Source organism: Pseudomonas sp. GW821-FHT07F01 (assembly GCF_059418825.1).
The window spans coordinates 169,572-195,194 of sequence record NZ_JBWKQO010000003.1 but is presented as its reverse complement, the minus strand read 5'-3'; the positions used below and the strand labels follow the sequence as shown (position 1 = coordinate 195,194).

Sequence of the window (25,623 nt, the reverse complement as noted above, 5' to 3'; positions counted from 1 at the left end):
GAACCAGAGCCAGGTCTGCGGGGACCAAAAACCTATCGGCGAGCATGACGCCTGGCGAAGCTGAACCGAGGCTGTCAGGCAAAAGCCCGAAACATTATGCCGCTCGCCACTGACACTTCACCTGTGCAATATGGCGCGCGTGCCATCCACAAATGGGAACCCCCTTTATGAAACGTTTTCTTAGCATCGCCATGGCGCTGTGCATCGGCCTGACGATGAGCCTCGACGCCAACGCCAAGCGCTTTGGTGGCGGCAAAAGCGTCGGCGCTGCCCCGACCCACCAAACCCGCCAGGCGGCGCCAACCGCTCCGGGCGCTCCCGCCGCTGCAGCCACCGCGGGCGCAGCCGGTGCCGCGGGCGCTGCTGCCAAGGCCGGCGGTGCTTCGCGCTGGCTCGGCCCTCTGGCCGGTATCGCTGCCGGTGGCCTGCTGGCCTCCATGTTCATGGGCGGCGGCTTCCAGGGCATGCAGATCTTCGACATCCTGATCATGGCGGTCATCGCCTTCGTGATCTTCCGCTTCATCGCCGCTCGTCGCCGCAAGCAGCAGGAGCAATACGCTCCAGCCGGCCACGCGCCGATGCAGCGCGAAGCCTTCGAGCCCCAGCAGCCTGCCGGCGGTTCGATCTTCGGTGGTTCGCCAGCGCCTGCCGCGCGTCCGGTAATCAACGCACCGGCCTGGTTCAATGAAGAGCGCTTCATTGAGGCGGCGCGCAGCCACTTCCAGTCCCTGCAGCAACACTGGGACGCCAACGAAATGGACAAGATCGCCGAGTTCGTGACCCCACAGATGCTGCAGTTCCTGAAACAGGAACGTGCCGATCTGGGCGACGGCTTCCAGTCGACCTACATCGACAACCTGCAAGTGCAGCTCGAAGGCGTGGATGACCGTGCCGACAAGACCATCGCCACCCTGACCTTCAGCGGTGTGTCGAAGACCTCGCGCTTCGACCAGGGCGAAGTGTTCAGCGAAAGCTGGAACATGGAACGCGCCCAGGGCGACAACCAGCCATGGCTGGTAGCAGGTATCCGCCAGAACGGCTGATTCATTCTGCTGTCACAGCTGTAAGGCAAAACCCCGACTCAGGTCGGGGTTTTGCATTTCACGATTGCACTTATAGCGAGCTACTGTATAAACCGCCGTCAAACAACCGCGCCATAGAGCTAAGAGGACCCAGGCCGTGGAAGAAGTCATCGAACAACTCCGGGAAGCCAACGAACCGGTACCCGTCCCCCTGGAACTGCCGGACGAAGACCAACTGGTGGAAATTGAAGAACAGCTGTTCATCAATATCCCGTTCGTCTTCAAGGAGTTCCTGTTGACGGTCAGCGACGTGGTTTACGGCAGCCTGGAACCTGTGACCGTCACCGATCCGCAATCCCATACCTACCTGCCGGAAGTGGCGGCGACCGCCTGGGACATGGGCGTGCCGCGCGAGCTGATCCCGATCTGCCAGGACGGCGACGATTACTACTGCGTCGAGGAAGACGGCACCGTGGTGCTGTGGTCCGGCGAAGAAGAGCTGATCACCGAAGAATCCTGGGAATCGGTGTGGCACTGGGCGCGGGACGTCTGGCTGGAAAGCTGAGACGCCGCCGCGGCCGCGTGCACCGCGGCGACTGAAACAGCTCGCCGGCACCCTGCCGGCGAGCGGCAAGGTCAATGCCCACTGTTGTCCTTGCTGTGGTCGAAGGTTTCGATCAGCGCCACCTGCATCCGCGTATGCACACGGATGAACCAGCGCCACAGGACCGCGGCCACCGCCGCCGCCACTACGGCGATCAACACCAACAGTTCCAGGGTCGGCAGGATGCTCGACGAAAGCGCCGCCAGCAGCAGGAAAATCACCAGCAGCGACAGGATCGGGATCACCTCGGCGATCACCCGACGCACTCGCTGGGTATGGCGCCCGGCCATTTCCGGCTTGACCCCCATCTCCGCCAGCAACATCGACAGTGCCTTGAGCTTGCGATAGGCAGCAATCAGGAACGGCAGCGAAAGCAGCAGCGCCCCGCCCCAGATCAAGGCTTTCTGCCAGCTCGGCTCACTGACCCAATCTTCCAGGTAGGTGCCAATGCGCTTGGCGAAATAGCCACCGGAAAAGAAGATCGCCACCACCAGCGCCAGGTTCACCCCCACTTGCAGCAGGATCTTGCGGATCATCGTCGCCAGCAGCGCACCCTCGCCCTGGGGCTGGATGCTGCGCAACCACTCGCCATACATGCCCAGTACCCGGCTCAGGCGCTTGGGCAGGACCCCTGCCAGCTTCAGCGATAGCGGGTCCGCGGCACGGATCAGGTAGGGCGTGAGCAAGGTGGTGATGGCGGACACCGCCACCGCTACCGGGTAGAGGAAGTCGCTGGTGACCTGCAGGGTCATGCCCAGTGCGGCGATGATGAAGGAAAATTCGCCAATCTGTGACAGGCCCATGCCTACCCGCAGTGAGGTGCGTCCATCATTGCCGGCGATAAAGGCCCCCATGCCGCAGGACAGCATCTTGCCCAGCACCACCGCCACCGTGATCACGGCAATCGGCCAGGCGTATTGCAGGAGGATCTGCGGGTCGATCATCAGGCCGATGGCGACGAAGAAGATTGCGCTGAACAGGTCGCGAACCGGTTCGATCAACCGCTCGATCTTCAGCAACTGGCGGGACTCGGCCATGATCGCACCGATCAGGAAGGCCCCCAGGACCATGCTGTACTCCAGTTTGACCACCAGCAGGCAGAAGCCGAAACACAGCCCCAGCACGGTGATCAGCAGCATCTCGTTGCTGTCGAACCTGGCCACGTAGGCCAGCAGGCGCGGCACCAGCAGGATGCCGATCACCAGCGCCACGATCATGAACAGCGAAAGCTTGCCGACGGTGGAGAACACCTCGCCGGAACTCACCGTACCGCTGACCGCGATGCTCGACAGCAAGGCGATGATGCCGATGCCGAGGATGTCCTCGACGATCAGTACGCCGAAGATCAGCTGGGCGAAGCGCTCGTTCTTCATCTTCAGGTCATTGAGCGCCTTGACGATGATGGTGGTGGAGGAAATGGCCAGGATCGCCCCGAGGAACAGCGAATCCATGGTGCTCCAGCCGAACCAGCGGCCGATCTCGTAGCCGATCCAGATCATCAGGACGATTTCCAGGAACGCCGCGATAAAGGCCGTGGCCCCGACCTTGAACAGCTTGCGCAGGCTGAATTCCAGCCCCAGGCAGAACATCAGGAAAATCACCCCCAGCTCGGCCAGGGTCTTGATGGTCTGTTCGTCGTGGATCAGCCCGAAAGGCGGAGTGTGAGGGCCGATGATGAAGCCGGCGACTATGTAGCCCAGCACGACAGGCTGCTTGAGGCGATGGAAGAGGATGGTCACCACGCCTGCGACCAGCATGATCACGGCCAGGTCCTGAATGAAGCTGATGGCATGCATGGCCGGGGCTCTCCTTGGAATGCTGGGCGGGGGTGATCGCCTAAAAAGAATGTTCTGATCAGTAGAAGGAAATATCCAAAATAGAAGCGGAAAATGCCCTGGAACGGGTGTTTTGCAGGTTAACACCGCGACTTCCGGCAGGAAGGCGGTGCAATATTAGGAAACAGATCCACCAGGGCGTGACGACGTGGCCCGGCCCGGCGTCCCGTTATCGATGGTTTGAAAACCCTTTGGAGCCAGCACCCGCAGAGGTGCTCCAGCAACCCCTGCCCAGAACCGTGAGCGTGCTATGGAACCCGGAAACGCCCAACTGTCGATGACGGTATTGATGACCCCTGACATGGCCAATTTCTCTGGCAATGTCCACGGCGGCACCTTGCTCAAGTACCTCGATGAAGTCGCCTATGCCTGCGCCAGCCGTTACGCCGGCCGCTACGTGGTGACCCTGTCGGTGGACCAGGTGATCTTCCGCGAGCCGATCCATGTCGGCGAGCTGGTGACCTTCCTGGCCTCGGTCAACTACACCGGCAACACCTCCATGGAGGTGGGCATCAAGGTGGTCACCGAGAATATCCGCGAGCGTTCGGTGCGCCACACCAACAGCTGCTTCTTCACCATGGTGGCGGTGGACGACCAGCGCAAGCCGGCCCAGGTGCCGCCGCTGCAGCCGGAAACCGCCGACGGCAAGCGACGCTTTATCCAGGCCCGGCAGCGCCGGCAGATCCGCCAGGAACTGGAGCAGCGCTACCGGGAAATCAAGGCCGACGGCCCTTGATGCTCAAGCTGCACCGCTGATTCAGCAGGGCCACGGACGGTCCTCCCCCCTCCAGAGCCTCCAGCGCTCCGCCGCCACACCCCAACACCCGCCAGCAGGCTTCTGCGGTCATCCCGAATGGCCAGATCCATCCCTTTTTGACCACATCGAGAGTTATGCCCCCAGGGCACCGCTGCCAGAATCGAAGGGCAAGGCACAAACGCACTCCCCGCCCGGGGAGCCTTCGAGCCAACGAACGCGTGAGAACAATAAAAATGCCCAGCGCCAATGCTCTCTCCAGCAGCCCCCCTGCGTCCGCCCATGACGCCAGCCTCGATGGCGGCTTCACCCACAGTGCCCAGGGCACCTCGCTGCGGCGCATTCTCGGCCTGCCGGCCCTGGTGTTCTTCGGCCTGGTGTACATGGTCCCGCTGACCGTCTTCACCACCTACGGCGTGGTCACCCAACTCACCGGCGGGCGCACCGCCGCAGCCTATGTGATCACCCTGCTGGCGATGATCTTCACCGCCCTTTCCTACAGCGTAATGGTCAAGAAATACCCCATTGCCGGCTCAGCCTATTCCTACGCCAGCCTCAGTTTCGGCCCGGGCATCGGCTTCCTTGCCGGCTGGTCGCTGCTGCTGGATTACCTGTTCCTGCCGATGATCAATTACCTGGTGATCGGCCTGTTCCTCAACCTGGCCTTCCCCGCCGTGCCCGCCTGGGTCTTCGTGGTGGCGACCATCAGCCTGGTGACGCTGCTGAACATCCGCGGCATCGGCTCGGTATCGAGCATGAGCAACCTGATCGTCTGCGCGCAGATGGTCTTCGTGGTGGTGTTCGTGGCCCTGGTGGTCCGCCAGTTGGCAGGGGCCGAGAGCCTGGACCTGAGCGCACCCTGGGTCGGCGATGGCAGCCAGGATGGGCTGTTGCCGCTGATGGCGGGGGCCGCGGTGCTGTGCCTGTCGTTCCTGGGCTTTGACGCGGTGTCGACCCTGGCCGAGGAAACCCGCGACCCGCGCCGGGACATCCCCCGGGCAATCGTCATCACCACCCTGGGCGCCGGCCTGCTGTTCATCCTGCTGGCCATGACCAGCCAGCTGGCGTTCCCCGGCAGCAGTTTCAAGGACGCCGACTCGGCGGCCAGCGAGGTCATGCTGCACGCCGGCGGACGCTTCCTGGAGATGTTCTTCACCGCCACCTATGTCGCCGGCGCCGCCGGTTCGGCCCTGGCATCCCAGGCCTCGGTATCGCGCATTCTGTTCAGCATGGGCCGTGACGGCATCCTGCCACGTCGGGTGTTCGGTACCCTGTCCGAGCGCTACAAGACCCCGGTGGTGGCCATTGTCCTGGTGTCGCTGGTGTCATTGCTGGCGGTGGTCATCGACCTCACCACCCTGGCGTCGATGATCAGCTTCGGTGCACTGGTGGCGTTCTCGGTGGTCAACCTGGCGGTGATCAAGAGTCACCTGGGCCAGGGCCAGCCGCGTAGCACCGCACGGCTGTTGCAGTACGGCCTGCTGCCGTTGATCGGCTTTGCCCTGATCGCCTGGCTGTGGACCAGCCTTTCGGCCCTGACCCTGGGCATCGGCCTGGCCTGGTTCGCCCTGGGCCTGCTGTACCTGGGCATACACACCCGGGGCTTTCGCCAGCCCGCGCCGACCGTGCAGTTTTCCGAGCAGGCCTGAGCCCGCCTTAGAAGCCGATCGGCGTGGCCTCGAAGCGCACCCGTGGGTGGGCGATGCGGTCCTGGGCGCGCACCAGCTCCAGCTCGTAACTGGCGCAGGCCTGGGTTTCCAGCAGTACTTCATGCACCGCCGCGGCGGTGAATTCGAAGGCCGCCACCAGGCTGTCCCCCAACAATACCCGGGCCAGGAACAGGCCTGAGGTCAGGTCGCCCACCCCCACCGGCTGGCGCGGGAACGCCAGTAATGGACGGCGCAGGTGCCAGCTGCCGTCAGCGGTCACCAGCAGCATCTCGAAACCGTCCGCCAGCTTGCCCGGGTAGTCCAGGTGCTTGACCAGCACCGCCCTGGGGCCCTTGTCCAGCAGCGACCGGGCCATGCCCAGGCAGTCGAACAGCGATTGCGGCTTGCGCCCGCAAAAGCTGTCCAGCTCCAGCTGGTTGGGGCAGAGAAAATCCGCCATGGCCACGGCCTCGTCCAGCAGGAAGTCGCTGACTTCAGCCGGCACGCTGCAGCCCTTCTCCGGGTGGCCCATCACCGGGTCACACAAGTACAGGGCCTTGGGATTGACTGCCTTGATCCGCGCCACACCGCTGAGGATCGCCCGGCCCTGGGCCGCACTGCCCAGGTAGCCGGACAGCACCGCGTCGCAGTTGCCCAGCTCGCCGATGGCGGCAATGCCTTCCACCAGCTCGGGAATCTGCTGTGGCGCCAGCACTTCCCCGGCCCACTGACCATACTGAGTGTGGTTGGAGAACTGCACCGTATTCAGCGGCCAGACATTCACCCCGACCCGCTGCATGGGGAATACCGCGGCACTGTTGCCGGCGTGGCCGAAAACCACATGGGACTGGATCGCAAGCAGGTGGGGCGTACGTTTCATGCAGGATTTTCCATAAAACCGGTGGAATTCAAGCCGCGCAGTATGCGACTAAACGCAGCCTGTACGACAGACCGGAGTCGCAGTTAAGCTGACGCCACCTCGTTGGAGCAAACCTTCATGCTGACCCTTGGAAACATCTTTGTGCTGATGCTGCTGGCAACCGCTGCTGCCTGGCTGTGGCACAACCACGGCCTGCGCGAACGGGCCCTGGAGCGGGTCAAGCAGCACTGCGCGCGGCTCGACATCGAGTTGCTGGACGGTAACGTGGCGCTCAAGCGCATCGGTTTCGTCAAGGATGGCAATGGCCGGCGGCGCCTGGCGCGGGTCTACAACTTCGAGTTCACCGTGACCGGGGAAACCCGTCATGCCGGGACCATCACCCAGTTCGGCGCCCACAGCGCCCATATCGAGCTGGCGCCCTACCCGTTCGAAGCCAAGGAGCCCCTGCCCAGTGCCGAGGTGATCGAGCTGAGCCAGTGGCGCGAGGAACATCGCAAGTTCAAGCCGTAAGAGTGGCGTGCACGCCGTTTCCTAAAGGCGACAGGCATCGAGACTGGCCTGCAGGACGGCAATGTCCTGAGGGCTACTGAAGATCAGTTCCAGGCGCGAATCCCGGCGCCATTCGCTGGGCAGCCAGTTCAGCGGTGAATTATCCAGCCCGTTGCCCGACCGCCAGCCTTGATCACTGTGGAGCACCAGCTTGGCCCGGCGCCAGTCGAGGTTCTGCAGCCAGTGCTCGACCCGGACCAGATCGAACTGCTGGCTGGGGTGCCAGCGCCAGCCGATGCTCCAGCCGTCCTCCTGGGACTGGCTGAGGCAGATCGGCAGCGCCGGATCACTCCACACGGCCGGCAACTGGGCCAGGCCCAGGGGAATGTCCGACTGCTCCAGGGCCGCTTCGGCGCTGGCTCCCAGGCCCGGCAGCTCGGCCAGGGGCAAGGCGGCATGGCGGGTCCAGAACAAGGGAAGGTCCGGCAATTGCTCCAGCACCCGCAACCTGTCGCTGTCGCTGAGCAGTTCGTCCTTGTTGAGTACCAGCAGGCCGGCGCTGGACAGCGCATCCTGCTGTGCCCGAGGCAACGACTTGCCAGCGGCCAGCGCCTGGGCATCCAGGACCAGCACGCAGGGTTGTACCGCCAGCACGCCCTTCCAGGGCGCTTCATTCAACTGCTTGAGCAATTGCGCCGGGTGGCCGAGGCCCGAGGGCTCGATAAACAGCCGGTCCGGCCGGGCCTTGCGCAACAGGCGGCCCAGGCCCACCTGGAACGGTGCACCGTTGACGCAGCACAGGCAGCCGCCGGCCACTTCGCCCAGGGCGATGCCATCATCGTCGCGGGTCAGCAAGGCCGCGTCCAGGCCGATCTGGCCAAACTCGTTGATCAGCACTGCCCAGCGCTCAGCGGCCGGGCGCTGGCTCAGCAGATGGCGAATCAGGCTGGTCTTGCCGGCGCCCAGGGGGCCGGCGATCACGTGGGTGGGGATGTTCTGCAGCATGGGAAGGGGTCCGGAAAACCTGTGAGGTGATGCTACGCCCTTCCCGCCCTGGGCGAAAATCCGCTCGATTCGACGCCGCTCTTGGGAGCGCTGAAGGTCCTGCGGACCTCTGCCCAGGCTCGGCAAGCGGCTACACGGGCCTAGGTCAACCCAGCCAATCGAGGGTGAGGATCAGCCGGCGCTCCCCTGGCGCTGGCTGCGGCGAGCGGTGGATCAGGCCAAAGCCTTCGTTGCCGTGCCATTTCTCGCCCTTGAACAGCGCCACGTCGCCGCTGGCGATTTGCTGGATCTGTGCCGGGTCCCGTGGTTCGCCCTCGGCCTGCCCCAGTTTCCTGCGGTCCATGGCGCCTTCGCGCAGCCATTGGCTGCCGACTCCGGCGTAGGTGGTAATCAGCCGCACCGGTACATGGTCCACGTGAAACCGCGGGCACATGGCCTTGTCCAGGACCCGCAGGCGCAGCCCGACGCGCCTGGCCCCGAGCAGGCAGGCAAAAGCGCTGACCAGCCAGGCAACATCGGCGATAAAGCCTTCATAACCCTGCAGATCACTGAACCCCGAAGCCAGGCCGCGCAGATGGGGTTGCGCGTCTTCGTCGGGCAACTCCAGGGACAGGGATTCGGCCAGCGGCTGGTCCAGGGACAGCAGCAACTCGGCGAAGTCGGCGATGTGGGCCGGCAACTGGCGCTGCCAGAGGCCGAGGTTGACCTCATCCTCCAGCACCTGGGCGAGCACCGCCGGGGTGCTGCCGATGGCCTGGCGGCGAGAGACCGGCGCGGTCACGCTCGGCAGCAGCAGCCATCTGGGCGGATTGGCCAGTGGAGTCACCGGCAAGTTCAGGGTCAGCATCAGGCCGCTTCCTCGTCATGCCAGGGGCCAAAGGGATCGTTCAGCAGGCTCCAGCCCTCGACGCCGAGGGCCATTTCATCGTCATCCAGCAGGCACAGGTCGAGCTCCGCGCAAAGCCGGGTGAAGTCGATGTTCTGGCCGATGAACACCAGTTCCTGGCGGCAATCGCCGGTGGCCGCGGTCCAGTTGTGCATGATCGCCGCGGTGCCTTCTTCGTCCTGGGGCCAGTGCTGCTTAGGCACGAAGCGCCACCAGCGCCCGGCAAAGCCATGGCGCATCAGGCCACCGGCCTGGGACCAGCTGCCGGCTTCCTGATACTTGCTGGCCAGCCAGAAGAAGCCCTTGGAGCGCAGCAGCTTGCCGTTGACCCAGGGCCGGTTGATGAAGTCGAAGAAGCGCTGGGGATGGAACGGCCGCCGCGCCCGGTAGGCGGTGGAAGCGATGCCGTACTCCTCGGTTTCCGGCACATGCTCGCCGCGCAACTCCCGCAGCCAGCCCGGAGCCTGGGCCGCGCGCTCGAAATCGAAGCGCCCGGTGTTAAGGATCTTCGCCAGCGGCACCTGGCCCATGACCATGGGCACGATCTCGGCCTGGGCATTGAGGCTCTTGAGGATGGCCAGCAGTTCCTGGCGCTGGTCGCTGCTGATCAGGTCGATCTTGCTGACCAGGATCACGTCGGCGAACTCCACCTGTTCGATCAGCAGGTCGCTGATGGAACGTTCATCGTCTTCGCCCAGGGTTTCGCCCCGGGAAGCCAGGCTGTGCGCGGCCTGGTAGTCCAGCAGGAAATTCATGCCGTCGACCACCGTGACCATGGTGTCGAGCCGGGCGATATCCGCCAGGCTCTGGCCGGATTCATCGCGAAAGGTGAAGGTTTCCGCCACCGGCAGCGGCTCGGAAATCCCGGTGGATTCGATCAGCAGGTAGTCGAAGCGCCCGTCGCGGGCCAGCTTGCCCACTTCCTCCAGCAGGTCTTCGCGCAGGGTGCAGCAGATGCAGCCGTTGCTCATTTCCACCAGTTTTTCTTCGGCGCGATTGAGGCTGACATCGCGCTGCACTTCGCTGCCATCGATGTTGATTTCGCTCATGTCGTTGACGATCACCGCCACCCGCAGGTGGTCGCGGTTGCGCAGGATGTGATTGAGCAAGGTGCTTTTGCCGGCGCCGAGAAAGCCGGACAGCACGGTAACGGGGAGACGGTCGGTCATGGGTTGTTCCTCATCAGGATCGCGGCTGGGTCAAAGCGCCCGTTGATGGCGTTCGCGCAGCTCTTGGCGTTCTTTGGCTTCGATACACAGGGTGGCGGTGGGCCGCAGCAGCAGGCGCTTGAGGCCGATGGGCTCGCCGGTGTCGCGGCACCAGCCGTATTCGCCACGGGCCAGGCGCTCCAGGGCTTCGTCGATCTTGTCCAGGAGCTTCTTTTCCCGCTCCAGCAGGCGCAGTTGCCACTGGCGCTGCTCTTCGGCACTGCCGATGTCGGCGGGGTCGCTGTGGGGTTCCTGCTCGCGCAGCTGGTCGAACTCGCCGGCAATGCGCTCCTGCAGATCACTGCGCTGGGCCAGCAGCAGCTGGCGAAAGAAGCCCTGCTGGGCTTCGTTCATGTAGTGCGTCTCGGGTTGGGCGAGAAGGTCTTGTTCAGTCATGGCGAGTCACGGGTCAGGCTGTGTTTTTATGTTATATTATAACAACACAAATTAGCCAACCTTCCCTTGCCGCCCACGACGAAGGGCGCGATGCTGCGCCCCTGTCGTCATGAGAATCGCCATGCGCCCTGTCCTGCCCACCCTGCTTTCAGGCCTGTTGCTGCTGGCTGGTCACGCCAGCGCGGCGGTGCCCAGTACCCTGGCCACCTGCACCCGCAGCGCCACCCTGCTGGCCTGCGTCGACCCGCTGGGCAACGCCTACAGCGTCGCCACGGCCGGCAGCACCACCTACCTGCGCGGCTTCGAGGTGATCGGCAAGCGCTATTGGGCGCAGACCAACAGCCGCTACGGGCAGCTGACGTTCTTCACCGGCCTGGCCTCCGACGGCGAGGCCTGGGTGGGCTACAGCCAGCGCGTGGGCTGGACCACACGCAACCGCTTTTCCAGCTCCGGCGGCAGCCGCGGGCAGTTCACCTGCAGCCGCATCAGCGGCTGCTAGCTCCCTTTCCCGTACCGCCTGCGTAGGAGCTGGCTTGCCAGCGAAGACATCCTCAGCCACAACACTCACCGGCCTCTTCGCCGGCAAGCCGGCTCCTGCAGGTCGGCGTTCAGGCGGGGCGGTTGTTCTTGGTTTCCTGGAGCCAGGCCATGTAGCTGTTAACCGGTGGGTTTTTCTCGAAGTAGCGCTGCAGGCCGTTGAACAGGCCATCGGCAATCGCCTGCTGGTGGCGCGCGGTGACCAGGCGCTGGCTGTCGCGGCTGTTGGAGATGAAGCCGGTTTCCACCAGGATCGACGGCACGTCCGGTGACTTGAGCACCGCAAAACCGGCCTGTTCCACACGCTTCTGATGCAGGGTGGTAATGCCCGACAGGCTCTGCAGCACAGTCCCGCCCAATTGCAGGCTGGCGGCGATGGTGGCGTTCATCGACATGTCGACAATCACCCCCGCCAGCATCGGATCCTTGTCCTTGAGGTTGAGCAGCGTCGTAGCCCCCAGCAGGTCGGCGCCGTTTTCCCGCTGGGCCATCAAGCGCGCGGTGGCCGAGGTGGCGCCACCTTCGGACAGGGCGTACACCGATGCGCCGGATGCGGTCAGCCGCGGCGCGGCATCGGCATGCACCGAGATGAACATGTCGGCCTGGTGCTTGCGGGCAATCTCCACGCGTTTGCGCAGCGGCACGAAAAAATCATCGTTGCGCACCAGCTTCACGTCGAAACCCTTCTCGCGCTTGAGCCGCTTGGCCAGCAGGCGGGCGATGGCCAGCACCACATCCTTCTCCCGTTCCCCCCTGGCCCCCACGGCGCCCGGGTCCTTGCCGCCATGGCCGGGGTCTACTACCACGATGATGTCGCGCTTGGGATGGGGCTTGCCTGTCGTGGCCTCGGGCTTGGCCAGCGGCGCGGCGGCCGCAGCGATCGGCAGGGGCAGCCTGGTTGCCTTGGACAGATCCAGCACCAGCCGATGGCCCTGGCCATCCTGGGGCGGCAGGAGAAAACTGTGGAGCTGCACCGGCTCGCGCAGGTCGAGGACGATCCGCGTATCGCCCTGGCCGAAGTGCCCGGAACGAATGGCGCGGATCACCGTGTTGGCCAGGGACAGCTGGCTGAAATCACCGCTCAGGCGCGCGCCGTTCAAGTCGATGATCAAGCGCTCCGGGGCACTCAAGCTGAAGGTCTTGTATTGCACCGGGCCGCTCAGATCGAGCACCAGCCGCAACTTTTCTGCGTCCTTCCACAATCGTGCGTTGCGGATCTGCGCGGCGCGGACACTCCAGGGAAACATCAGGGCCGTACCGGCCAACAGCAGGTTGAGCAATTGACGTCTGTGCATGGCAAATACCGCGAAAAAAGGAGCGTCCCTACTCACAAGACAAGATGAACAACCATCGAGGAAAAATTTCCCATCGAACGTATTGTTATAATATAACATGTGAAATCACTTCCCACGACGGACCTGTTCATGAACGCGCTGACTCTGCCGGATATCGCCGCGCAGGCCTCACGCCAAGCCTTGCCCCTGGAATGGGTGGGCATGTGCGGCATTGCCTTACCTGTAGTGATCAACAACCAGCCAAGCGCAGCCAAGGCCGATGCCGGTGTCAGCCTCGACGATGGCGAGGCCCGGGGCATTCACATGTCACGCTTGTATCTGGCCCTGGAAATGCTGGAACAGGAGAACCTCACCCCCGCTCTGCTCCGGCGGATCTTGCAGCGTTTTCTCGATAGCCATGAAGGCCTGGCCCACAGCGCCTACCTGCGTATTCAGTTGGATCTACTGTTGAAACGCCCGGCCTTGGTCAGCCCGTTGGCCGGCTGGAAAAGCTACCCGCTGAGTATCGAAGCGCGGCTGAAAAACGCGATGTTCCACGTGGAACTAAAAATCGACGTGCCTTATTCCTCCACTTGCCCCTGTTCGGCGGCGCTGGCGCGGCAGTTGATCCAGCAGCAGTTCATCGAAGATTTTGCCAACCGGCCGTTGCAACACGCCGACGTCCTGGCCTGGCTGGGCTCGCCCCAGGGCATCGTCGCGACGCCCCATAGCCAGCGCAGCAACGCGGCATTGCATCTGCGCCTGGATGATTTCATCGACGAACTGCCGTTGATTGCCCTGATCAACGATGCGGAAAACGCCCTGGGCACCGCCGTGCAAACCGCGGTCAAGCGTGCCGACGAGCAGGCCTTCGCCCTGGCCAACGGGCAGAACCTGATGTTTTGCGAAGACGCCGCCCGCCGCTTGAACCTGGCCCTGCGACGTTCCCCCGGAATCAACGCCTTTCAATTGCGGGTCGTGCACGCCGAAAGCCTGCATGCCCATGACGCCGTGGCCGAAAGCCGCTGGAACTGGGAGGCCTGATGATCCGCTGCGAACACCTGCGTTGGGGCGCTCCGGGGCAACCCCTGACTCCAGCCCTGGATCTGCACCTACCCAGGGCCAGCCTGAGCGCGATCATTGGCGCCAACGGGTCGGGCAAGAGCAGCTTGTTGAAAGTCATCGCCGGGCTGCAGAAACCACTCGCGGGCAAGATCCACCTCGGCACTGCCCGAGGCGGCTTGTCCTTCTTGCCACAGCAACAACACCTGGATCGACAGTTCCCCATCAGCCTGGAAGAACTGGTGGCCGGCGGCTTCTGGGGCAAGCGTGAACCGGCCAGGGTCAGGGCAGAAAAGCTGCGCACGGTCCTCGAAGACTGGTGCCTGAGCGGCCTGGAAAAGCGCCCGTTGATGGCCCTTTCCGGTGGTGAATTGCAACGCGCCCTGCTCGCCCGATTGAGCCTGACCGAAGCCCCCTTGCTGCTGTTGGACGAGCCCCACGCCGCCCTCGACGAAACCGGCCAGGCCCTGCTCTGGCGTCACTTGTACAACTGGCACGCTCAGGGCCGGACCCTGGTGGTGGTCTGCCATGACCTGGCCGCCGTGCGCCAGCACATCCCCCAGACCCTGCTGGTAAAAAGCAGTGGCTGCGTATTCGGCCCCAGCCTGGAGCTGATCGCCCCACAATCCTGCGCGCAGGTGGCTTGATGCACTTCGCCGCACATTTCTGGCAGCCGTTCAGCGAATTCCTGTTCATGCGCCGGGCCCTGCTCGGCGGCCTGCTGCTGGCCTGCAGCACCGCGCCCCTGGGGGTGTTCCTGATCCTGCGGCGCATGAGCCTGATCGGTGACGCCGTGGCCCACGGCATTCTCCCGGGCGCCGCCCTGGGCTTCTGGTTCGCCGGTCTCAGCCTGCCGGCGCTGACCCTGGGCGGCCTCGGTGCCGGGTTGGGCATGGCCGGGCTGGCCGCCTGGATCACCCGGCGCACCGGCCTGCGGGAAGACGCCAGCATCGCCGCCATCTACCCCATTTCCCTGGCCAGCGGCGTGCTGATCCTCGGGCTGGCGGGCAAGCGCCTGGACCTCTTGCACCTGCTGTTCGGCTCGGCCCTGGCGGTGGATGGCCCGACCCTGAACGGCATGCTGCTGGTCTCGCTCTTCAGCCTGCTGGCCATGGCGCTGATCTACAAAGCCCTGCTGCTGGACACCCTCGACCCGCTGTTCCTGCACAGCGTCAGCCGCCTCGGCCCCCTGGCCCACGGCCTGTTCCTGACCCTGGTGGTGCTCAACCTGGTGATAGGTTTCCAGGCCATCGGCGCGCTGATGGTGGTGGGCCTGATGATGCTGCCGGCCGCCGCCTCGCGTTTCTGGAGCCGACGCCTGCCCGCCCTGATCGGCATCGCCGCGCTGTTTGGCTGCCTCTCGGTGTGGCTCGGCCTGCTGCTGTCGTTCCACTACTCGCTGCCCAGCGGCCCGGCCATCGTGCTGGTGGCCGGCGGCCTGTACCTGCTGTCCGTGGTGTTCGGCCCGGTGCACAGCTTGCTGCACCGCCCACCTTTGCTCACATCCCCATGAGGTGTTTCCCGATGCGCGCTCTACTCGTGCTGTTCAGCCTGCTGTTGCCCTTGTCGCTGCCTACTGCCCAGGCGGCGGACAAGCTGGCGGTGGTCACCAGCTTCAGCATCCTCGCCGACATGACCCGCCAGGTCGGCGGTGAGCATGTGCACATCACCAACCTGGTGGGTGCCGACGAGGATGCCCACACCTACGAGCCGAGCCCGGATGACGCCAAGGCCCTGCTCAAGGCCCGGCTGATCATCAAGAATGGCCTGGGTTTCGAACCCTGGCTGGACCGCCTGGTGGCCAGCACCGCCACCCAGGCCCAGGTCGTCACTGCCAGCCGCGGGGTTATTCCACGCACCCTGGAGGAAGACGGCGAAAGCGTTCCCGACCCTCATGCCTGGCACAACCTGGCCAACAGCGAGCTCTATGTGAGCAACATCACCAAGGCGCTGATCGCTGCCGACCCGGCCCACCAGGCCGACTACCAGCGCAACAGCCAGGCCTACCTGAAACAGATCTATCGCCTGCTGGCCGAGGCCAAGGCCAAGCTCGGTTCCCTGCCCCCGGGCAACCGCAAGATCGTCACCTCCCACGACGCCTTCGGCTACCTGGGCCAGGCCTACGGTATCGACTTCATGGCACCCCAGGGCCTGTCCACCGAGCGTGAACCTTCAGCCGCCGAAGTGGCTGCACTGATTACCCAGATCCGCAACGCCAAGGTCAAGGCAGTGTTCATGGAGAACATCAAGGACGCCCGCCTGCTCAAGCAGATCGCCGACGAAAGCGGCGCCCATATCGGCGGCACCCTGTACTCCGATGCGCTCTCGGCCAGCGGTCCGGCCAGTACCTTCACCGGCCTGTTCGAATACAACCTCGACACCCTGTACGAGGCCCTGAGCCGACCATGATCCGCCGCCCACCGCTGTCGCTGCTGGATCTGGAAGCCGCGCCCCAGGGCAGCCGCTGGGCCTTGACCGCGGTGCTCGACGCCCTGCCCTGGAACAGCGACGGCCTGATCGCCGCCATTGCCCAGCAGCACGACAGCGGCGAGGTGCTGATGCTGGCCTGGATGAACCGCCAGGCCCTGGGCGAAACCCTGGCCAGCGGCCAGGCCTGCTACTGGTCGCGCTCGCGTCGGTGCCTGTGGCGCAAGGGCGAAAGCTCCGGGCATCGCCAGCGCCTGATCGAAGCGCGCCTGGACTGCGACGGCGATGCCGTGCTGCTGCTAGTGGATCAGCAAGGACCGGCCTGCCACACCGGGCGCCCCAACTGTTTCTACAACGCCATTCGCGATGGCGCGGTGGAAGTCATCAGTTCCCCCTTGAAGGACTCGCGCCATGATTCGTAAAAACCCCTCCGGCGATCTGCCCGTGATCGCCGAATCCGCCTACGTCGACAAGACGGCCATCATCTGCGGCAAGGTGGTGATCGGCGACAACGTCTTCGTCGGCCCGTACGCGGTGATCCGCGCCGACGAAGTGGACGCCAGCGGCCAGATGCAAGCCATCACCATCGGCGCCAACTCGAACATCCAGGATGGCGTGGTGATCCACTCCAAATCCGGCGCGGCGGTGACCATCGGCCAGCACACTTCCATCGCCCACCGCTCCATCGTCCATGGCCCCTGCGTGGTCGGCGACAGAGTGTTCATCGGTTTCAACAGCGTGCTGTTCAACTGCGAAGTGGGCGACGGCAGCGTGGTTCGACACAACTCCGTGGTGGATGGCCGTGACCTGCCGCCGGGTTTCTACGTGCCCTCCACCACCCGCATCGGGCCCAAGACCGACCTGGCGCAGTTCCCTCCCGTGAGTGTCAGCGCTTCGGAGTTTTCCGAAGACGTGGCGCGCACCAACGTCGACCTGGTGCGTGGCTACAAGGCCCTGCAGAACGAGTTTTGAGCATGAGCCGAATCCTCATCCGCAACGCCCGCCTGGTGAACGAAGGGCGCGAATTCGACGCCGACGTGCTGGTGGCGCACGGGCGCATCGACACCATCGGCAGCCTGGACCACCTCAGCGCCGAGATCGAAATCGACGCCCGCGGCCAGTGGCTGCTGCCGGGCATGATCGACGACCAGGTGCACTTTCGCGACCCCGGCGCGCCGGACAAGGGCAGCCTGTACAGCGAGTCGCGGGCCGCGGTGGCCGGTGGCATCACCAGCTTCATGGACATGCCCAACACCTCGCCGGCGACCCTGGATCTTGCCGCCCTGAACGACAAGAAGCGCCGCGCAGCGAGCGTTTCGGTGGCCAACTATGGCTTTCACTTCGGGGTCAGCAACGACAACCTCGACCTCGTCGCCGCCCTGGACCCCACGGAGGTGGCCGGGGTCAAGGTGTTCATGGGGGCCTCCACCGGCAACATGCTGGTGGACGATCCCGAGGTGCTGGACCGGCTGTTCCGCCAGGTGCCGACCCTGCTCCTGGCCCACTGCGAACACACCCCCAGCATCCAGGCCCGGCAACAGCGCTGGCTGCAACTCTATGGCGAGCAGATTCCCGCCGCCGCCCACCCGCACATCCGCGATGCCGAGGCCTGCTTTCGCTCCTCATCCCTGGCGGTGGAGCTGGCGAAGAAACACGGCACTCGCCTGCACGTACTGCACCTGACCAGTGCCCGGGAGCTGGCGCTGTTCGAGGACCGGCCCCTGGCGCAAAAGCGCATCACCGCCGAGGTCTGCGTGCATCACCTGCTGTTCGATGACCGCGACTACCCGCGCCTCGGCCACCTGATCAAATGCAACCCGGCGATCAAGACCCAGGCCGATCGCGATGCCCTGCGCCAGGCCCTGAACAGCCAGCGCCTGGATGTCATCGGCACCGACCACGCGCCCCATACCTGGGAGCAGAAACAGCTGCCTTACAGCCGCGCGCCCTCCGGCCTGCCGCTGGTGCAGCATGCATTGCCAGCGCTGCTGGAACTGGTGGCCGACCGGGTGCTGCCCCTGGCCACCCTGGTGGAAAAAACCAGCCACCGAGTCGCCGACCTGTTCGCCATTCCCGATCGCGGCTACCTGCGCGAAGGCTACTGGGCCGACCTGGTGTTGGTCCGCGCCGAGCCCACAGGCCTGGCCGTGGACAGCCAGCCGATTCTCGCCCACTGCGGCTGGACGCCCTTTGCCGGCCAGCGCTTTCGCCACAGCGTCAGCAGCACCCTGGTGTCGGGCCAGCTCGCCTGGCACCAGGGCCGCCTGTACGACGACTGTCAGGGCCTGCCCCTGCGCTTCACCCGTTAATAGCCCGACACCAAGGACCACCGAAGATGATCCGCATCACCCTGCCTGATGGCGCGTGCCGTGAGTACGACCAGCCGTTGTCCGTTTTCGAGGTGGCCGCCAGCATCGGCAGCGGCCTGGCCAAGGCCGCCGTGGCCGGGCGAGTGAACGGCCAACTGGTGGACTGTGACTACCTGTTGCACAGCGACGCACGCTTGAGCATCGTCACCGCCCGCGACCCCGAGGGCCTGGAAGTACTGCGCCACTCCTGCGCGCACCTGCTGGCGATGGCGGTGAAACAGCTGTTCCCCTCGGCGCAGGTGGCCATCGGCCCGGTGATCGAGGATGGCTTCTTCTACGACTTCGCCCACGAGCGCCCCTTCACCCCAGAGGACCTGGAACTGATCGAGGCGCGCATGCATAGCCTGGCCGCCACCAATCATTCGGTGCGCCGCCGGGAATTGTCCCGGGAGCAGGCCCTGCAGCATTTCGCCGACCAGGGCGAGCACTACAAGGTCGAGCTGATCCGCGACTTGCCGCCAGATGCCGTGCTTTCGCTGTACCGTCAGGGGGATTTCGAAGATTTGTGCCGTGGGCCACACCTGCGTTCCACTGGCCAACTGCGCGCCTTCAAGCTGACCAAGGTGGCCGGTGCCTACTGGCGTGGCGACGCCCGCAACGCACCGCTGCAGCGGATCTATGGCACCTGCTGGGGCACCCGCCCGGAACTGGAGGCCTACCTGTTGCGCCTGGAACAGGCGCAACAGCGCGACCACCGCAAGCTCGGCCAGCAGCTGGATCTGTTCCATTTCGACGACTGCGCGCCGGGCTCGGTGTTCTGGCACGCCAAGGGCTGGACCCTGTTCCAGGAACTGATCGGCTACATGCGCAGGCGCCAGGAACAGGCCGGCTACCAGGAAGTGAACACCCCCGACGTGATGGACCGCGGCCTCTGGGAAACCTCCGGGCACTGGCAGAACTACCGCGACCACATGTTCACCACCACGCAAGACCAGCGCACCTTCGCCCTCAAGCCGATGAACTGCCCCGGCGCGGTGGCGATCTTCGGTCATGGCCGCAAGAGTTACCGCGACCTGCCACTGCGCATCGCCGAGTTCGGCAAAGTCCACCGCTACGAACCTTCAGGGGCCCTGCACGGCCTGTTGCGAGTGCGCCATTTCACCCAGGACGACGCCCACATCTTCTGCACCCCGCAACAGATGCAAAGCGAATGCGCCGCCACCATTGCCCTGGTATTCGACATCTACAAGGAGTTCGGTTTCGACCAGGTGGCGGTGAAGCTCTCGACCCGCCCCGACCACCGCATCGGCAGCGATGAGGTCTGGGACCAGCTGGAAGAGGCCCTGGTCGGTGCCTTGCAGAGCATGCACATCGACTACCGGATCAACCCCGGGGAAGGTGCCTTCTACGGCCCCAAGCTGGAGTTCGTGCTGCGCGACGCCATCGGTCGCGACTGGCAGTGCGGCACCCTGCAGGTGGACCTCAACCTGCCCGAGCGCTTCGCCATCAGCTACATCGACGAGCGCGGCGAACGCTGCCAGCCGGTGATGCTGCACCGGGCGCTGTTTGGTTCCCTGGAACGCTTCATCGGCATTCTCCTGGAACACCATGGCGGCGCCCTGCCCCTGTGGCTGGCACCGCAACAAGCGGTGGTGCTGAACATCAGCGAAGCCCAGGCCGACTACGCCCGGGCCATCAGCGACAGCTTGCGCCGTCACGGGCTGCGGACCAGCGCCGACCTGCGCAACGAAAAGATCGGCTACAAGATTCGCGAACACAGCCTGCAGAAAGTGCCTTACCTGCTGGTGGTCGGGGAAAAGGAAAAGGACGGAGGCTACGTCAGCCTGCGCAGCCGAAATGGCGAAGACCTGGGCCGCCTGAGCCTGGAGCAGGCCCTGGCCCGGATGCGCTAGGCGCTGCCCGGGGCACGGGCAGCGTCAGCGTCAGCCAAAAGTCAGGAGGCGCGGGGTTTGACCGTGCCGCAGTCCTGGCCCAGCCACACGGCTCGGGTGTCCATGCTGCCCTTCTGCTGCAGGCCGGTGGCGTTGAAGGTGCCGGCCACGTTGGTGGTGAACTCACGATCGCTGATGAACGTGGCCACTCCATTGCCCTGGGCCTTGGGGCAACTGAAGCGGAACTTCCATTGATTGCCACTGCGTTCGGTCACCTGCTGCTGGCAACCCGACTGCGGGTCCTGCAGCGGGATGGTGTCCGACTGCACCTGGGCCGGTGTCAGGCACACCCGAATCCCCTTGCCGCCCATGGTCACACCCTGTTTCTCCAGCATCGCCCGCTGTTGCGGGGTCATCTGCTGCTGCAACTGGCCGAGAATCAGCGACAGGTCCGGCATGTTCTGGTCGTCGATCTTCATGTTGCTGCTGGTCAGCTCCCACAACCCCGGCTGCAGCATCTGCGCCTGCGCCACCACCGGAAGCGCCAACCCCGCCGCCAAGGCCCAACCCAGTAAACGAAGTTTCATCGAATGACTCCTAGACAATAGTGGCCGTTAGACTTCAGCCGGGGCACGGTGTTGCATGCAGAATAAAATAGCGACATTCACCGTGGAACATGGTCTGTTAGGCATTGAATCTTCAGGAGCAAGGCTGCCCCATGGATTATTTTGGCCCGCACATCTTCGGCTATCTCATCGCACTGCTGCATTTTCTCGGGTTGATCGCCGCGATCCACGCGGTACTCACCGTCAGGACCGCCCAGGGCGCCATCGCCTGGGCCCTGTCGCTGCTGTTCATGCCCTACCTGACCCTGATTCCCTACCTGGTGTTTGGTCGCAGTACCTTCGACGCCTACATCCAGGCCCGGCGTCAGGCCAACGTGGAAATGCACAAGGCCATCAATGAGCTGAACTGGCGTCCCTGGGTGGAAGAAGCCCTCACCGCCCGCGCCTCCAAGGCCTACGCCTCGCTGCGGGCCATGCCCAAGCTGGGGCGCATGCCGTGCCTGGCCAACAATCAGGTGCGCCTGCTGGTCAACGGCGACGCCACCTTCGAAGCGATCTTCAACGCCATCCGCCGCTCCCACAAGGCGGTGCTGATCCAGTTCTTCATCATCCACGACGATGACCTGGGCCGGCGCCTGCAACGCCTGCTGCTGGAAAAGGCCGCCGAGGGTGTGTCGATCCACCTGCTCTACGACCGCATCGGCAGCCACTCCCTGCCCGCCAGCTACGTACAGACCCTGCGCGACGCCGGGGTCCAGGTGCACGCCTTCGCCAACCGCAGTGGCTGGCTCAACCGCTTCCAGGTGAACTTCCGCAATCACCGCAAGATCGTGGTGGTGGACGGCATGCTGGGGTTCGTCGGCGGGCATAATGTCGGCGACGAATACCTGGGCAAGAAGCCGCCCCTGGCGCCCTGGCGCGATACCCACGTGCAGGTCAGCGGCCCGGTGGTGGCCTGCCTGCAGGAGTCCTTTGCCGAAGACTGGTTCTGGGCCGCCCGGGAACTGCCGCCGCTGATCCTCCCGGACACCTACCCGGACGACGGTGTGCTCTGCCAATTGCTGGCCAGCGGCCCGGCCGATGCCTACGAAACCTGCTCGCTGTTCTTTGTCGAGGCCATCCACGCGGCCACCGAGCGGGTGTGGATCACCAGCCCGTACTTCATTCCCGATGAGGCGGTGTTCGCTGCCCTGCGCCTGGCGGTGCTGCGGGACGTGGATGTGCGCATCCTGCTGCCCGCCCGCCCGGACCACCGCATCGTCTATGCCGCCTCCAGCCTGTACGCCTTCGAAGCGGTGCGCGCCGGGGTGCGGGTATTCCGCTATCAGCCGGGGTTCCTGCACCAGAAGGTGGTGCTGATCGACAACGAAATCAGCGCCATTGGCAGCGCCAACCTGGACAACCGTTCGTTCCGCCTGAATTTCGAAGTGATGCTGCTGACGGTGGACGACGACTTCGCCACCGAAGTGGAACACATGCTGGAAGCCGACTTCGCCAAGGCCCGGGAAATCGCCAAGGAAGAAAGCCGCCAGACCCACCGCCTGCAACAACTGGGCATGCGGGTCGCGCGGCTGATTTCTCCGATCCTTTAAGGGCCAGGCTTATGGATGATAGAGGTCATCCCGGGTCCAGGGCAGTTCATGGCTGCCATCGGCATGGGGCTTGACCGCAAGGATCTGGTGCAGGTTGATCCAGCCCTTGGCAAAGGCATAGGCGCAGCCCGCCAGGTACAGCCGCCAGATCCGTAGCGCCTGCTCCGGAACCTGCCTGGCGGCGGCTTCCAGATTGTCTTCCAGGCGTTCGCTCCAGTGATCCAGTGTCCGCGCGTAATGCATGCGCAGGCTCTCGACATCGACAATTTCCAGCCCCGCCTCGCTGATGAACGCCGAGATCATTGCCAGGTGCGGAAGCTCGCCATTGGGAAACACATAGCGCTCGATGAAGTCCCCGGCCCCGCGGCCCACCGGGCGGCCGTCGGTGTGCTTGGCGGTGATGCCGTGGTTCATCACCAACCCGCCCTCGCGCACGGCCCTGAACAGGGTCTGGCAGTACTCCGGCAAGTTGGCGTGGCCGACGTGCTCGAACATGCCGACACTGACCACCTTGTCGAAGCGGCCATCCTGGGGCAGGTCGCGGTAATCCAGCAGTTGCAGGTCCACCAGGTCGTCCAGGCCTTCGGCGGTCACTCGCTCGCGGGCCAGGGCCAGCTGTTCCTTGCTCAAGGTGATGCCGAACACCTTGGCGCCGAACTCACGGGCGGCGTAGCGGGCCAGCCCGCCCCAGCCGCACCCGACATCCAGCAGGTAGTCCCCCGGTTGCAGGCGCAGCTTGCGGCACAGATGGCGGAATTTGGCTTGCTGGGCCTGTTCCAGAGACTCGCTTCCGGTCTCGAAATAGGCGCAGGAATAGGCCATGTCGCTGTCGAGCCACAGTTGGTAGAAGGCGTTGGAAAGGTCGTAGTGATAGGAAATCGCGGCAGCGTCGGTCGCCTTGTCGTGCAGCGAGCGCACCGGCTGGTTGCCGTCGTCATCGTCGAGCAAGGCCTGGCTCAGTTCGTCGCAGACCCGGATGACTTCGCTGATGGAACCTTCCAGTTCCAGTTTGCCCTCGACAAAGGCGCCCCCCAAGGCGTCCAGGCTAGGGTGAGTCAGCTGCGCCACCAATTGCGGGTCCTTGACCACGATCGTGACGTTGGGCTCCGGCCCCAGATTGAATTCATGGCCGTCCCAGAGCCGCAGGCGTAAAGGCAAATGCAGATTCTGTAAGGCCGGTGGAAGTTGCGCGAGCATGGAAAATCCCCCCTTGTTTCAGACGTCTGAAATGAGGGTAGACCATCCTAGAAAATAGCAGGCTATCGATTTGATAGTGGTTTTCTATGATTCGCTGCGCATCACCAGGCCATCTTCGACCCACTGTTTCAACCAGGTAACCGCCTGCAGCGGGGCCCCCTCGGCATAAGTGACGGCCAGCCCGGCGCAGAGTTCCGCAAAATTCCACCGTTGCTCGATCATGCCCCGCAGCACTGTGGCCTCTTCGGCTGGCAGGCTGCGATAACGGCAGACCCGGTCCGCTCGCCAGACCAGGCACAGCTGCTGCTGATCGAGTAAAGCACTGCGGGGGAAATCCGCCTGCTCCTTGACCGCGCGCCACTGGGCCACGCTGTTGTAGCGGCAGTCGAGCCATTGCACACAGGGCGCCAGGCGCAGTTGCAGCTGCGGCCATTGCTCGACATCCAGCCCGGCCATGGCGGCCACCGTCAGCACCTGGGCTTCGGCTGCGTCGAAGGCCAGGGTGAAGGCCCACTCCAGACGCGCCAGTTCCGCCAGGGGGGCGCCCTGCTCCGGCACCAGATGGCCCAGGATGAATTCGGCAAAGCCCTGCCCCAGCCAGCGCAGGCTGAAATGCCGGGACGGGCACTGGCGAATATAGGCCTGCGTCAGGGCCTGGAATTCTGCATCCCCCAACCAGTGCCGGATGGCCGGGAAGTCGCTGCCCATGACCTCCTGCAACCGGGCCATGTAGGCGTTGTGATAGATCGCCAGGCCGGTCTCGACATCCAGGGTCGGGCCACCGATCAGGCTGTCTTGCAGGACGGCGCGGGCCTGGGCCTGTTCACCCAACAGATAGGCTTCAAAAGCCAGTTGCCAGTCGTTCAGGCGCATTGCTGCCTCCCGGCCAGGGTCTGTTGCCCGAGATCTCGGGCCTTGTGCAGTTCGCTGAGCAGTTCTTCCAGGGGCGGAAAATGATCATCGCGCTCCAGCAGGGTGGCCACCGGCCCCAGGTGTTCAAGGGTGCGTTGATACAGCGCCCACACGGGATCGCAGACCGGGTGGTCGTGGGTGTCGATCACGTAGTCGCCATAATCCTGGTGCCCGGCCAGATGCAGTTGCCGCACGCGCTGCGCCGGCAGCGCCTGGATGAAGTGCCAGGGATCGAAACCATGGTTGCGCGAGCTGACGTAGACGTTGTTCACATCCAGCAGCAGTTCGCAGCCGCTGAGCTGGCTCAAGGCGGCGAGAAATTCCCACTCGCTGAACTCGTCGGCCGCCGCCCGCACATAACTGGAGACGTTCTCCAGCACCAGGGGGCGCTCCAGAATGTCCTGCACCTGACGCACTCGCCCTGCCACGTAGTGCAGGCTCTCCTCGGTGTAGGGCAGCGGCAGCAGGTCGTGCAGTTGATGGGCGTTGCCCCGGCTCCAGCACAGGTGATCGGAGATCCACGCCGGGTTTGCCCGGCTGGCCAGTTGCCTGAGCCGCAGCAGGTAATCCCGGTCCAGGGCATGGGGGCCGCCGATGGACAGCGACACCCCGTGCATCACGATGGGGTAGCGCTCGGCAATCGCATCCAGGTAATACAGCGCCTTGCCGCCCTGCACCATGAAGTTCTCGGACACCACTTCAAACCAGTCGACGTTGGGCGCCTCGTCGAGAATCTGCTGGTAGTAGGCACTGCGCAAACCCAGGCCATAGCCCAGGCTGGAAGAAAATTCAGACATCGCCAACTCCTTGCCAAGTGGCCGCAGTGGTTGCCAACCCCACTGCGGCAGCACTCGAACGCCGCTTACTCGCCGACTTTGCCGCCTGCTTTGTCACACGCGGCCTGGGTCATGGCCTTGAAGCCCTGGCCTTTGCAGGCGCCCATGCCCTTGCAGGCGTGGTCCTTGGTCTTGCAGTCGTTCTGCCCTTTGCAGGCGTTGACGCCGTAGCAGTGCACCTGGGCATCGGCAGCAGACGCTTGAGTCACGACACCGGCAAACAGAGTGGCGGCAGCAAAAGCCAGGGCAGCGCCGGCGGCGGTTTTCTTCATGTTCATTTTTGTTTCCTCA

At 64.4% G+C, this 25,623-nt stretch carries 27 protein-coding genes; 15 read left to right on the top strand and 12 right to left on the bottom strand.

All coding sequences use genetic code 11. The annotated features are described in order from the left end of the window. Positions 1-167: 167 nt before the first annotated feature. Together AC07R1_RS11455 and AC07R1_RS11450 are read left to right on the top strand one after the other, a co-directional pair. Entirely contained in the window at positions 168-1,043 is an 876-nt protein-coding gene (locus AC07R1_RS11455; protein WP_011064329.1) for a Tim44 domain-containing protein, read from the top strand. 136 nt (positions 1,044-1,179) lie between these two features. Beyond that, positions 1,180-1,587: an SMI1/KNR4 family protein gene (locus AC07R1_RS11450; RefSeq protein WP_011064330.1), complete on the top strand. Its 408-nt coding sequence runs from the start codon at positions 1,180-1,182 to the stop codon at positions 1,585-1,587. A gap of 71 nt (positions 1,588-1,658) precedes the next feature. Here AC07R1_RS11450 and AC07R1_RS11445 read toward each other — a convergent pair whose 3' ends face one another. Next, positions 1,659-3,422 carry a cation:proton antiporter gene (locus AC07R1_RS11445; protein WP_011064331.1) on the bottom strand — a complete coding sequence of 588 codons (1,764 nt, stop codon included), beginning with the start codon at positions 3,420-3,422 and terminating at the stop codon, positions 1,659-1,661. A gap of 289 nt (positions 3,423-3,711) precedes the next feature. On the opposite strand from AC07R1_RS11445, the gene AC07R1_RS11440 reads away from it, so the two are divergent. Further along, a complete protein-coding gene (locus AC07R1_RS11440; protein WP_011064332.1) occupies positions 3,712-4,197 on the top strand; it encodes an acyl-CoA thioesterase in 486 nt (161 codons plus the stop codon). Between the two features lie 254 nt (positions 4,198-4,451). Then, on the top strand, positions 4,452-5,864 hold the full coding sequence (locus AC07R1_RS11435; protein ID WP_019093415.1) for an APC family permease: 1,413 nt from the start codon (positions 4,452-4,454) through the stop codon (positions 5,862-5,864). A gap of 7 nt (positions 5,865-5,871) precedes the next feature. Here AC07R1_RS11435 and pdxY read toward each other — a convergent pair whose 3' ends face one another. Next, a complete protein-coding gene (gene pdxY, locus AC07R1_RS11430) occupies positions 5,872-6,744 on the bottom strand; it encodes a pyridoxal kinase PdxY (protein ID WP_015637539.1) in 873 nt (290 codons plus the stop codon). Between the two features lie 117 nt (positions 6,745-6,861). Between pdxY and AC07R1_RS11425 the strand changes: the two genes are divergently transcribed. Beyond that, the gene (locus AC07R1_RS11425) at positions 6,862-7,254 is read left to right on the top strand and encodes a DUF3301 domain-containing protein (RefSeq protein ID WP_015637540.1); all 393 of its coding nucleotides are present in this window, start codon (positions 6,862-6,864) and stop codon (positions 7,252-7,254) included. A gap of 21 nt (positions 7,255-7,275) precedes the next feature. On the opposite strand, the gene AC07R1_RS11420 is transcribed toward AC07R1_RS11425, so the two are convergent. From AC07R1_RS11420 to dksA, 4 genes are all read right to left on the bottom strand, one after another. Next, on the bottom strand, positions 7,276-8,238 hold the full coding sequence (locus AC07R1_RS11420; RefSeq protein ID WP_492617856.1) for a CobW family GTP-binding protein: 963 nt from the start codon (positions 8,236-8,238) through the stop codon (positions 7,276-7,278). Positions 8,239-8,383: 145 nt separating this feature from the next. Continuing rightward, on the bottom strand, positions 8,384-9,085 hold the full coding sequence (locus AC07R1_RS11415) for a DUF1826 domain-containing protein (protein ID WP_410037214.1): 702 nt from the start codon (positions 9,083-9,085) through the stop codon (positions 8,384-8,386). After that, a complete protein-coding gene (gene zigA / locus AC07R1_RS11410) occupies positions 9,085-10,293 on the bottom strand; it encodes a zinc metallochaperone GTPase ZigA (RefSeq protein ID WP_041120476.1) in 1,209 nt (402 codons plus the stop codon). Before zigA ends, AC07R1_RS11415 begins: the two co-directional genes overlap by 1 nt. Before the next feature lie 30 nt (positions 10,294-10,323). Then, complete coding sequence (dksA, locus tag AC07R1_RS11405) at positions 10,324-10,728, bottom strand: RNA polymerase-binding protein DksA (RefSeq protein WP_011064339.1); 405 nt, start codon at positions 10,726-10,728, stop codon at positions 10,324-10,326. 121 nt (positions 10,729-10,849) lie between these two features. Here dksA and AC07R1_RS11400 point away from each other — a divergent pair, with 121 nt between their 5' ends. Next, the gene (locus tag AC07R1_RS11400; protein WP_015637544.1) at positions 10,850-11,227 is read left to right on the top strand and encodes a hypothetical protein; all 378 of its coding nucleotides are present in this window, start codon (positions 10,850-10,852) and stop codon (positions 11,225-11,227) included. Positions 11,228-11,336: 109 nt separating this feature from the next. Here AC07R1_RS11400 and AC07R1_RS11395 read toward each other — a convergent pair whose 3' ends face one another. Further along, entirely contained in the window at positions 11,337-12,560 is a 1,224-nt protein-coding gene (locus AC07R1_RS11395; RefSeq protein WP_495110532.1) for an N-acetylmuramoyl-L-alanine amidase, read from the bottom strand. A gap of 129 nt (positions 12,561-12,689) precedes the next feature. On the opposite strand from AC07R1_RS11395, the gene folE2 reads away from it, so the two are divergent. Genes folE2 through thrS form a run of 8 tightly spaced genes read left to right on the top strand, consistent with a single transcriptional unit; the run spans position 12,690 to position 20,250 of the window. Beyond that, positions 12,690-13,583 (top strand): GTP cyclohydrolase FolE2, encoded by an 894-nt coding sequence (gene folE2, locus AC07R1_RS11390; protein WP_015637546.1) that lies wholly within the window; start codon positions 12,690-12,692, stop codon positions 13,581-13,583. Next, positions 13,583-14,248: a metal ABC transporter ATP-binding protein gene (locus tag AC07R1_RS11385; RefSeq protein WP_015637547.1), complete on the top strand. Its 666-nt coding sequence runs from the start codon at positions 13,583-13,585 to the stop codon at positions 14,246-14,248. Before folE2 ends, AC07R1_RS11385 begins: the two co-directional genes overlap by 1 nt. Beyond that, positions 14,248-15,114: a metal ABC transporter permease gene (locus AC07R1_RS11380; protein ID WP_495110531.1), complete on the top strand. Its 867-nt coding sequence runs from the start codon at positions 14,248-14,250 to the stop codon at positions 15,112-15,114. The genes AC07R1_RS11385 and AC07R1_RS11380 overlap by 1 nt, the downstream gene beginning before the upstream one ends. 11 nt (positions 15,115-15,125) lie before the next feature. Then, on the top strand, positions 15,126-16,010 hold the full coding sequence (locus AC07R1_RS11375; protein WP_041120483.1) for a metal ABC transporter substrate-binding protein: 885 nt from the start codon (positions 15,126-15,128) through the stop codon (positions 16,008-16,010). Further along, positions 16,007-16,450, top strand: a complete 444-nt coding sequence (hisI, locus tag AC07R1_RS11370) for a phosphoribosyl-AMP cyclohydrolase (RefSeq protein ID WP_019093405.1) — start codon at positions 16,007-16,009, stop codon at positions 16,448-16,450. The genes AC07R1_RS11375 and hisI overlap by 4 nt, the downstream gene beginning before the upstream one ends. Then, a complete protein-coding gene (locus AC07R1_RS11365) occupies positions 16,440-17,000 on the top strand; it encodes a gamma carbonic anhydrase family protein (RefSeq protein ID WP_011064347.1) in 561 nt (186 codons plus the stop codon). The genes hisI and AC07R1_RS11365 overlap by 11 nt, the downstream gene beginning before the upstream one ends. Before the next feature lie 2 nt (positions 17,001-17,002). Continuing rightward, the gene (locus AC07R1_RS11360; RefSeq protein ID WP_072451910.1) at positions 17,003-18,337 is read left to right on the top strand and encodes a dihydroorotase; all 1,335 of its coding nucleotides are present in this window, start codon (positions 17,003-17,005) and stop codon (positions 18,335-18,337) included. A gap of 26 nt (positions 18,338-18,363) precedes the next feature. Continuing rightward, positions 18,364-20,250: a threonine--tRNA ligase gene (thrS, locus tag AC07R1_RS11355; RefSeq protein WP_495110530.1), complete on the top strand. Its 1,887-nt coding sequence runs from the start codon at positions 18,364-18,366 to the stop codon at positions 20,248-20,250. A gap of 41 nt (positions 20,251-20,291) precedes the next feature. On the opposite strand, the gene AC07R1_RS11350 is transcribed toward thrS, so the two are convergent. Continuing rightward, positions 20,292-20,816 carry a DUF3617 domain-containing protein gene (locus tag AC07R1_RS11350; protein ID WP_011064350.1) on the bottom strand — a complete coding sequence of 175 codons (525 nt, stop codon included), beginning with the start codon at positions 20,814-20,816 and terminating at the stop codon, positions 20,292-20,294. A gap of 131 nt (positions 20,817-20,947) precedes the next feature. Between AC07R1_RS11350 and cls the strand changes: the two genes are divergently transcribed. Beyond that, positions 20,948-22,387 carry a cardiolipin synthase gene (gene cls / locus AC07R1_RS11345; protein WP_495110529.1) on the top strand — a complete coding sequence of 480 codons (1,440 nt, stop codon included), beginning with the start codon at positions 20,948-20,950 and terminating at the stop codon, positions 22,385-22,387. 9 nt (positions 22,388-22,396) lie between these two features. Here the strand turns inward: cls and cfaB are convergent, their stop codons facing one another. From cfaB to bufA2, 4 genes are all read right to left on the bottom strand, one after another. Continuing rightward, complete coding sequence (gene cfaB, locus AC07R1_RS11340) at positions 22,397-23,584, bottom strand: C17 cyclopropane fatty acid synthase CfaB (protein ID WP_011064352.1); 1,188 nt, start codon at positions 23,582-23,584, stop codon at positions 22,397-22,399. Positions 23,585-23,668: 84 nt separating this feature from the next. Continuing rightward, positions 23,669-24,457 (bottom strand): HvfC/BufC family peptide modification chaperone, encoded by a 789-nt coding sequence (locus AC07R1_RS11335; RefSeq protein ID WP_495110528.1) that lies wholly within the window; start codon positions 24,455-24,457, stop codon positions 23,669-23,671. Beyond that, the gene (gene bufB, locus AC07R1_RS11330) at positions 24,448-25,293 is read right to left on the bottom strand and encodes an MNIO family bufferin maturase (protein WP_125062489.1); all 846 of its coding nucleotides are present in this window, start codon (positions 25,291-25,293) and stop codon (positions 24,448-24,450) included. Before bufB ends, AC07R1_RS11335 begins: the two co-directional genes overlap by 10 nt. Positions 25,294-25,358: 65 nt before the next feature. Further along, positions 25,359-25,610 (bottom strand): BufA2 family periplasmic bufferin-type metallophore, encoded by a 252-nt coding sequence (bufA2, locus tag AC07R1_RS11325; protein ID WP_011064355.1) that lies wholly within the window; start codon positions 25,608-25,610, stop codon positions 25,359-25,361. Positions 25,611-25,623: the final 13 nt, after the last annotated feature.

Coding starts and splice junctions, on each gene's coding strand:
- AC07R1_RS11425 (WP_015637540.1), top strand. CDS start 6,862: ATGCTGACCCTTGGAAACATCTTTGTGCTGATGCTGCTGGCAACCGCT.
- folE2 (WP_015637546.1), top strand. CDS start 12,690: ATGAACGCGCTGACTCTGCCGGATATCGCCGCGCAGGCCTCACGCCAA.
- pdxY (WP_015637539.1), bottom strand. CDS start 6,744: ATGAAACGTACGCCCCACCTGCTTGCGATCCAGTCCCATGTGGTTTTC.
- bufA2 (WP_011064355.1), bottom strand. CDS start 25,610: ATGAACATGAAGAAAACCGCCGCCGGCGCTGCCCTGGCTTTTGCTGCC.
- AC07R1_RS11415 (WP_410037214.1), bottom strand. CDS start 9,085: ATGCTGACCCTGAACTTGCCGGTGACTCCACTGGCCAATCCGCCCAGA.
- AC07R1_RS11335 (WP_495110528.1), bottom strand. CDS start 24,457: ATGCGCCTGAACGACTGGCAACTGGCTTTTGAAGCCTATCTGTTGGGT.
- hisI (WP_019093405.1), top strand. CDS start 16,007: ATGATCCGCCGCCCACCGCTGTCGCTGCTGGATCTGGAAGCCGCGCCC.
- AC07R1_RS11400 (WP_015637544.1), top strand. CDS start 10,850: ATGCGCCCTGTCCTGCCCACCCTGCTTTCAGGCCTGTTGCTGCTGGCT.
- cfaB (WP_011064352.1), bottom strand. CDS start 23,584: ATGCTCGCGCAACTTCCACCGGCCTTACAGAATCTGCATTTGCCTTTA.
- zigA (WP_041120476.1), bottom strand. CDS start 10,293: ATGACCGACCGTCTCCCCGTTACCGTGCTGTCCGGCTTTCTCGGCGCC.
- AC07R1_RS11420 (WP_492617856.1), bottom strand. CDS start 8,238: ATGCTGCAGAACATCCCCACCCACGTGATCGCCGGCCCCCTGGGCGCC.
- AC07R1_RS11445 (WP_011064331.1), bottom strand. CDS start 3,422: ATGCATGCCATCAGCTTCATTCAGGACCTGGCCGTGATCATGCTGGTC.
- thrS (WP_495110530.1), top strand. CDS start 18,364: ATGATCCGCATCACCCTGCCTGATGGCGCGTGCCGTGAGTACGACCAG.
- AC07R1_RS11435 (WP_019093415.1), top strand. CDS start 4,452: ATGCCCAGCGCCAATGCTCTCTCCAGCAGCCCCCCTGCGTCCGCCCAT.
- AC07R1_RS11380 (WP_495110531.1), top strand. CDS start 14,248: ATGCACTTCGCCGCACATTTCTGGCAGCCGTTCAGCGAATTCCTGTTC.
- AC07R1_RS11455 (WP_011064329.1), top strand. CDS start 168: ATGAAACGTTTTCTTAGCATCGCCATGGCGCTGTGCATCGGCCTGACG.
- dksA (WP_011064339.1), bottom strand. CDS start 10,728: ATGACTGAACAAGACCTTCTCGCCCAACCCGAGACGCACTACATGAAC.
- AC07R1_RS11350 (WP_011064350.1), bottom strand. CDS start 20,816: ATGAAACTTCGTTTACTGGGTTGGGCCTTGGCGGCGGGGTTGGCGCTT.
- AC07R1_RS11360 (WP_072451910.1), top strand. CDS start 17,003: ATGAGCCGAATCCTCATCCGCAACGCCCGCCTGGTGAACGAAGGGCGC.
- AC07R1_RS11365 (WP_011064347.1), top strand. CDS start 16,440: ATGATTCGTAAAAACCCCTCCGGCGATCTGCCCGTGATCGCCGAATCC.
- AC07R1_RS11440 (WP_011064332.1), top strand. CDS start 3,712: ATGGAACCCGGAAACGCCCAACTGTCGATGACGGTATTGATGACCCCT.
- AC07R1_RS11375 (WP_041120483.1), top strand. CDS start 15,126: ATGCGCGCTCTACTCGTGCTGTTCAGCCTGCTGTTGCCCTTGTCGCTG.
- AC07R1_RS11385 (WP_015637547.1), top strand. CDS start 13,583: ATGATCCGCTGCGAACACCTGCGTTGGGGCGCTCCGGGGCAACCCCTG.
- cls (WP_495110529.1), top strand. CDS start 20,948: ATGGATTATTTTGGCCCGCACATCTTCGGCTATCTCATCGCACTGCTG.
- bufB (WP_125062489.1), bottom strand. CDS start 25,293: ATGTCTGAATTTTCTTCCAGCCTGGGCTATGGCCTGGGTTTGCGCAGT.
- AC07R1_RS11395 (WP_495110532.1), bottom strand. CDS start 12,560: ATGCACAGACGTCAATTGCTCAACCTGCTGTTGGCCGGTACGGCCCTG.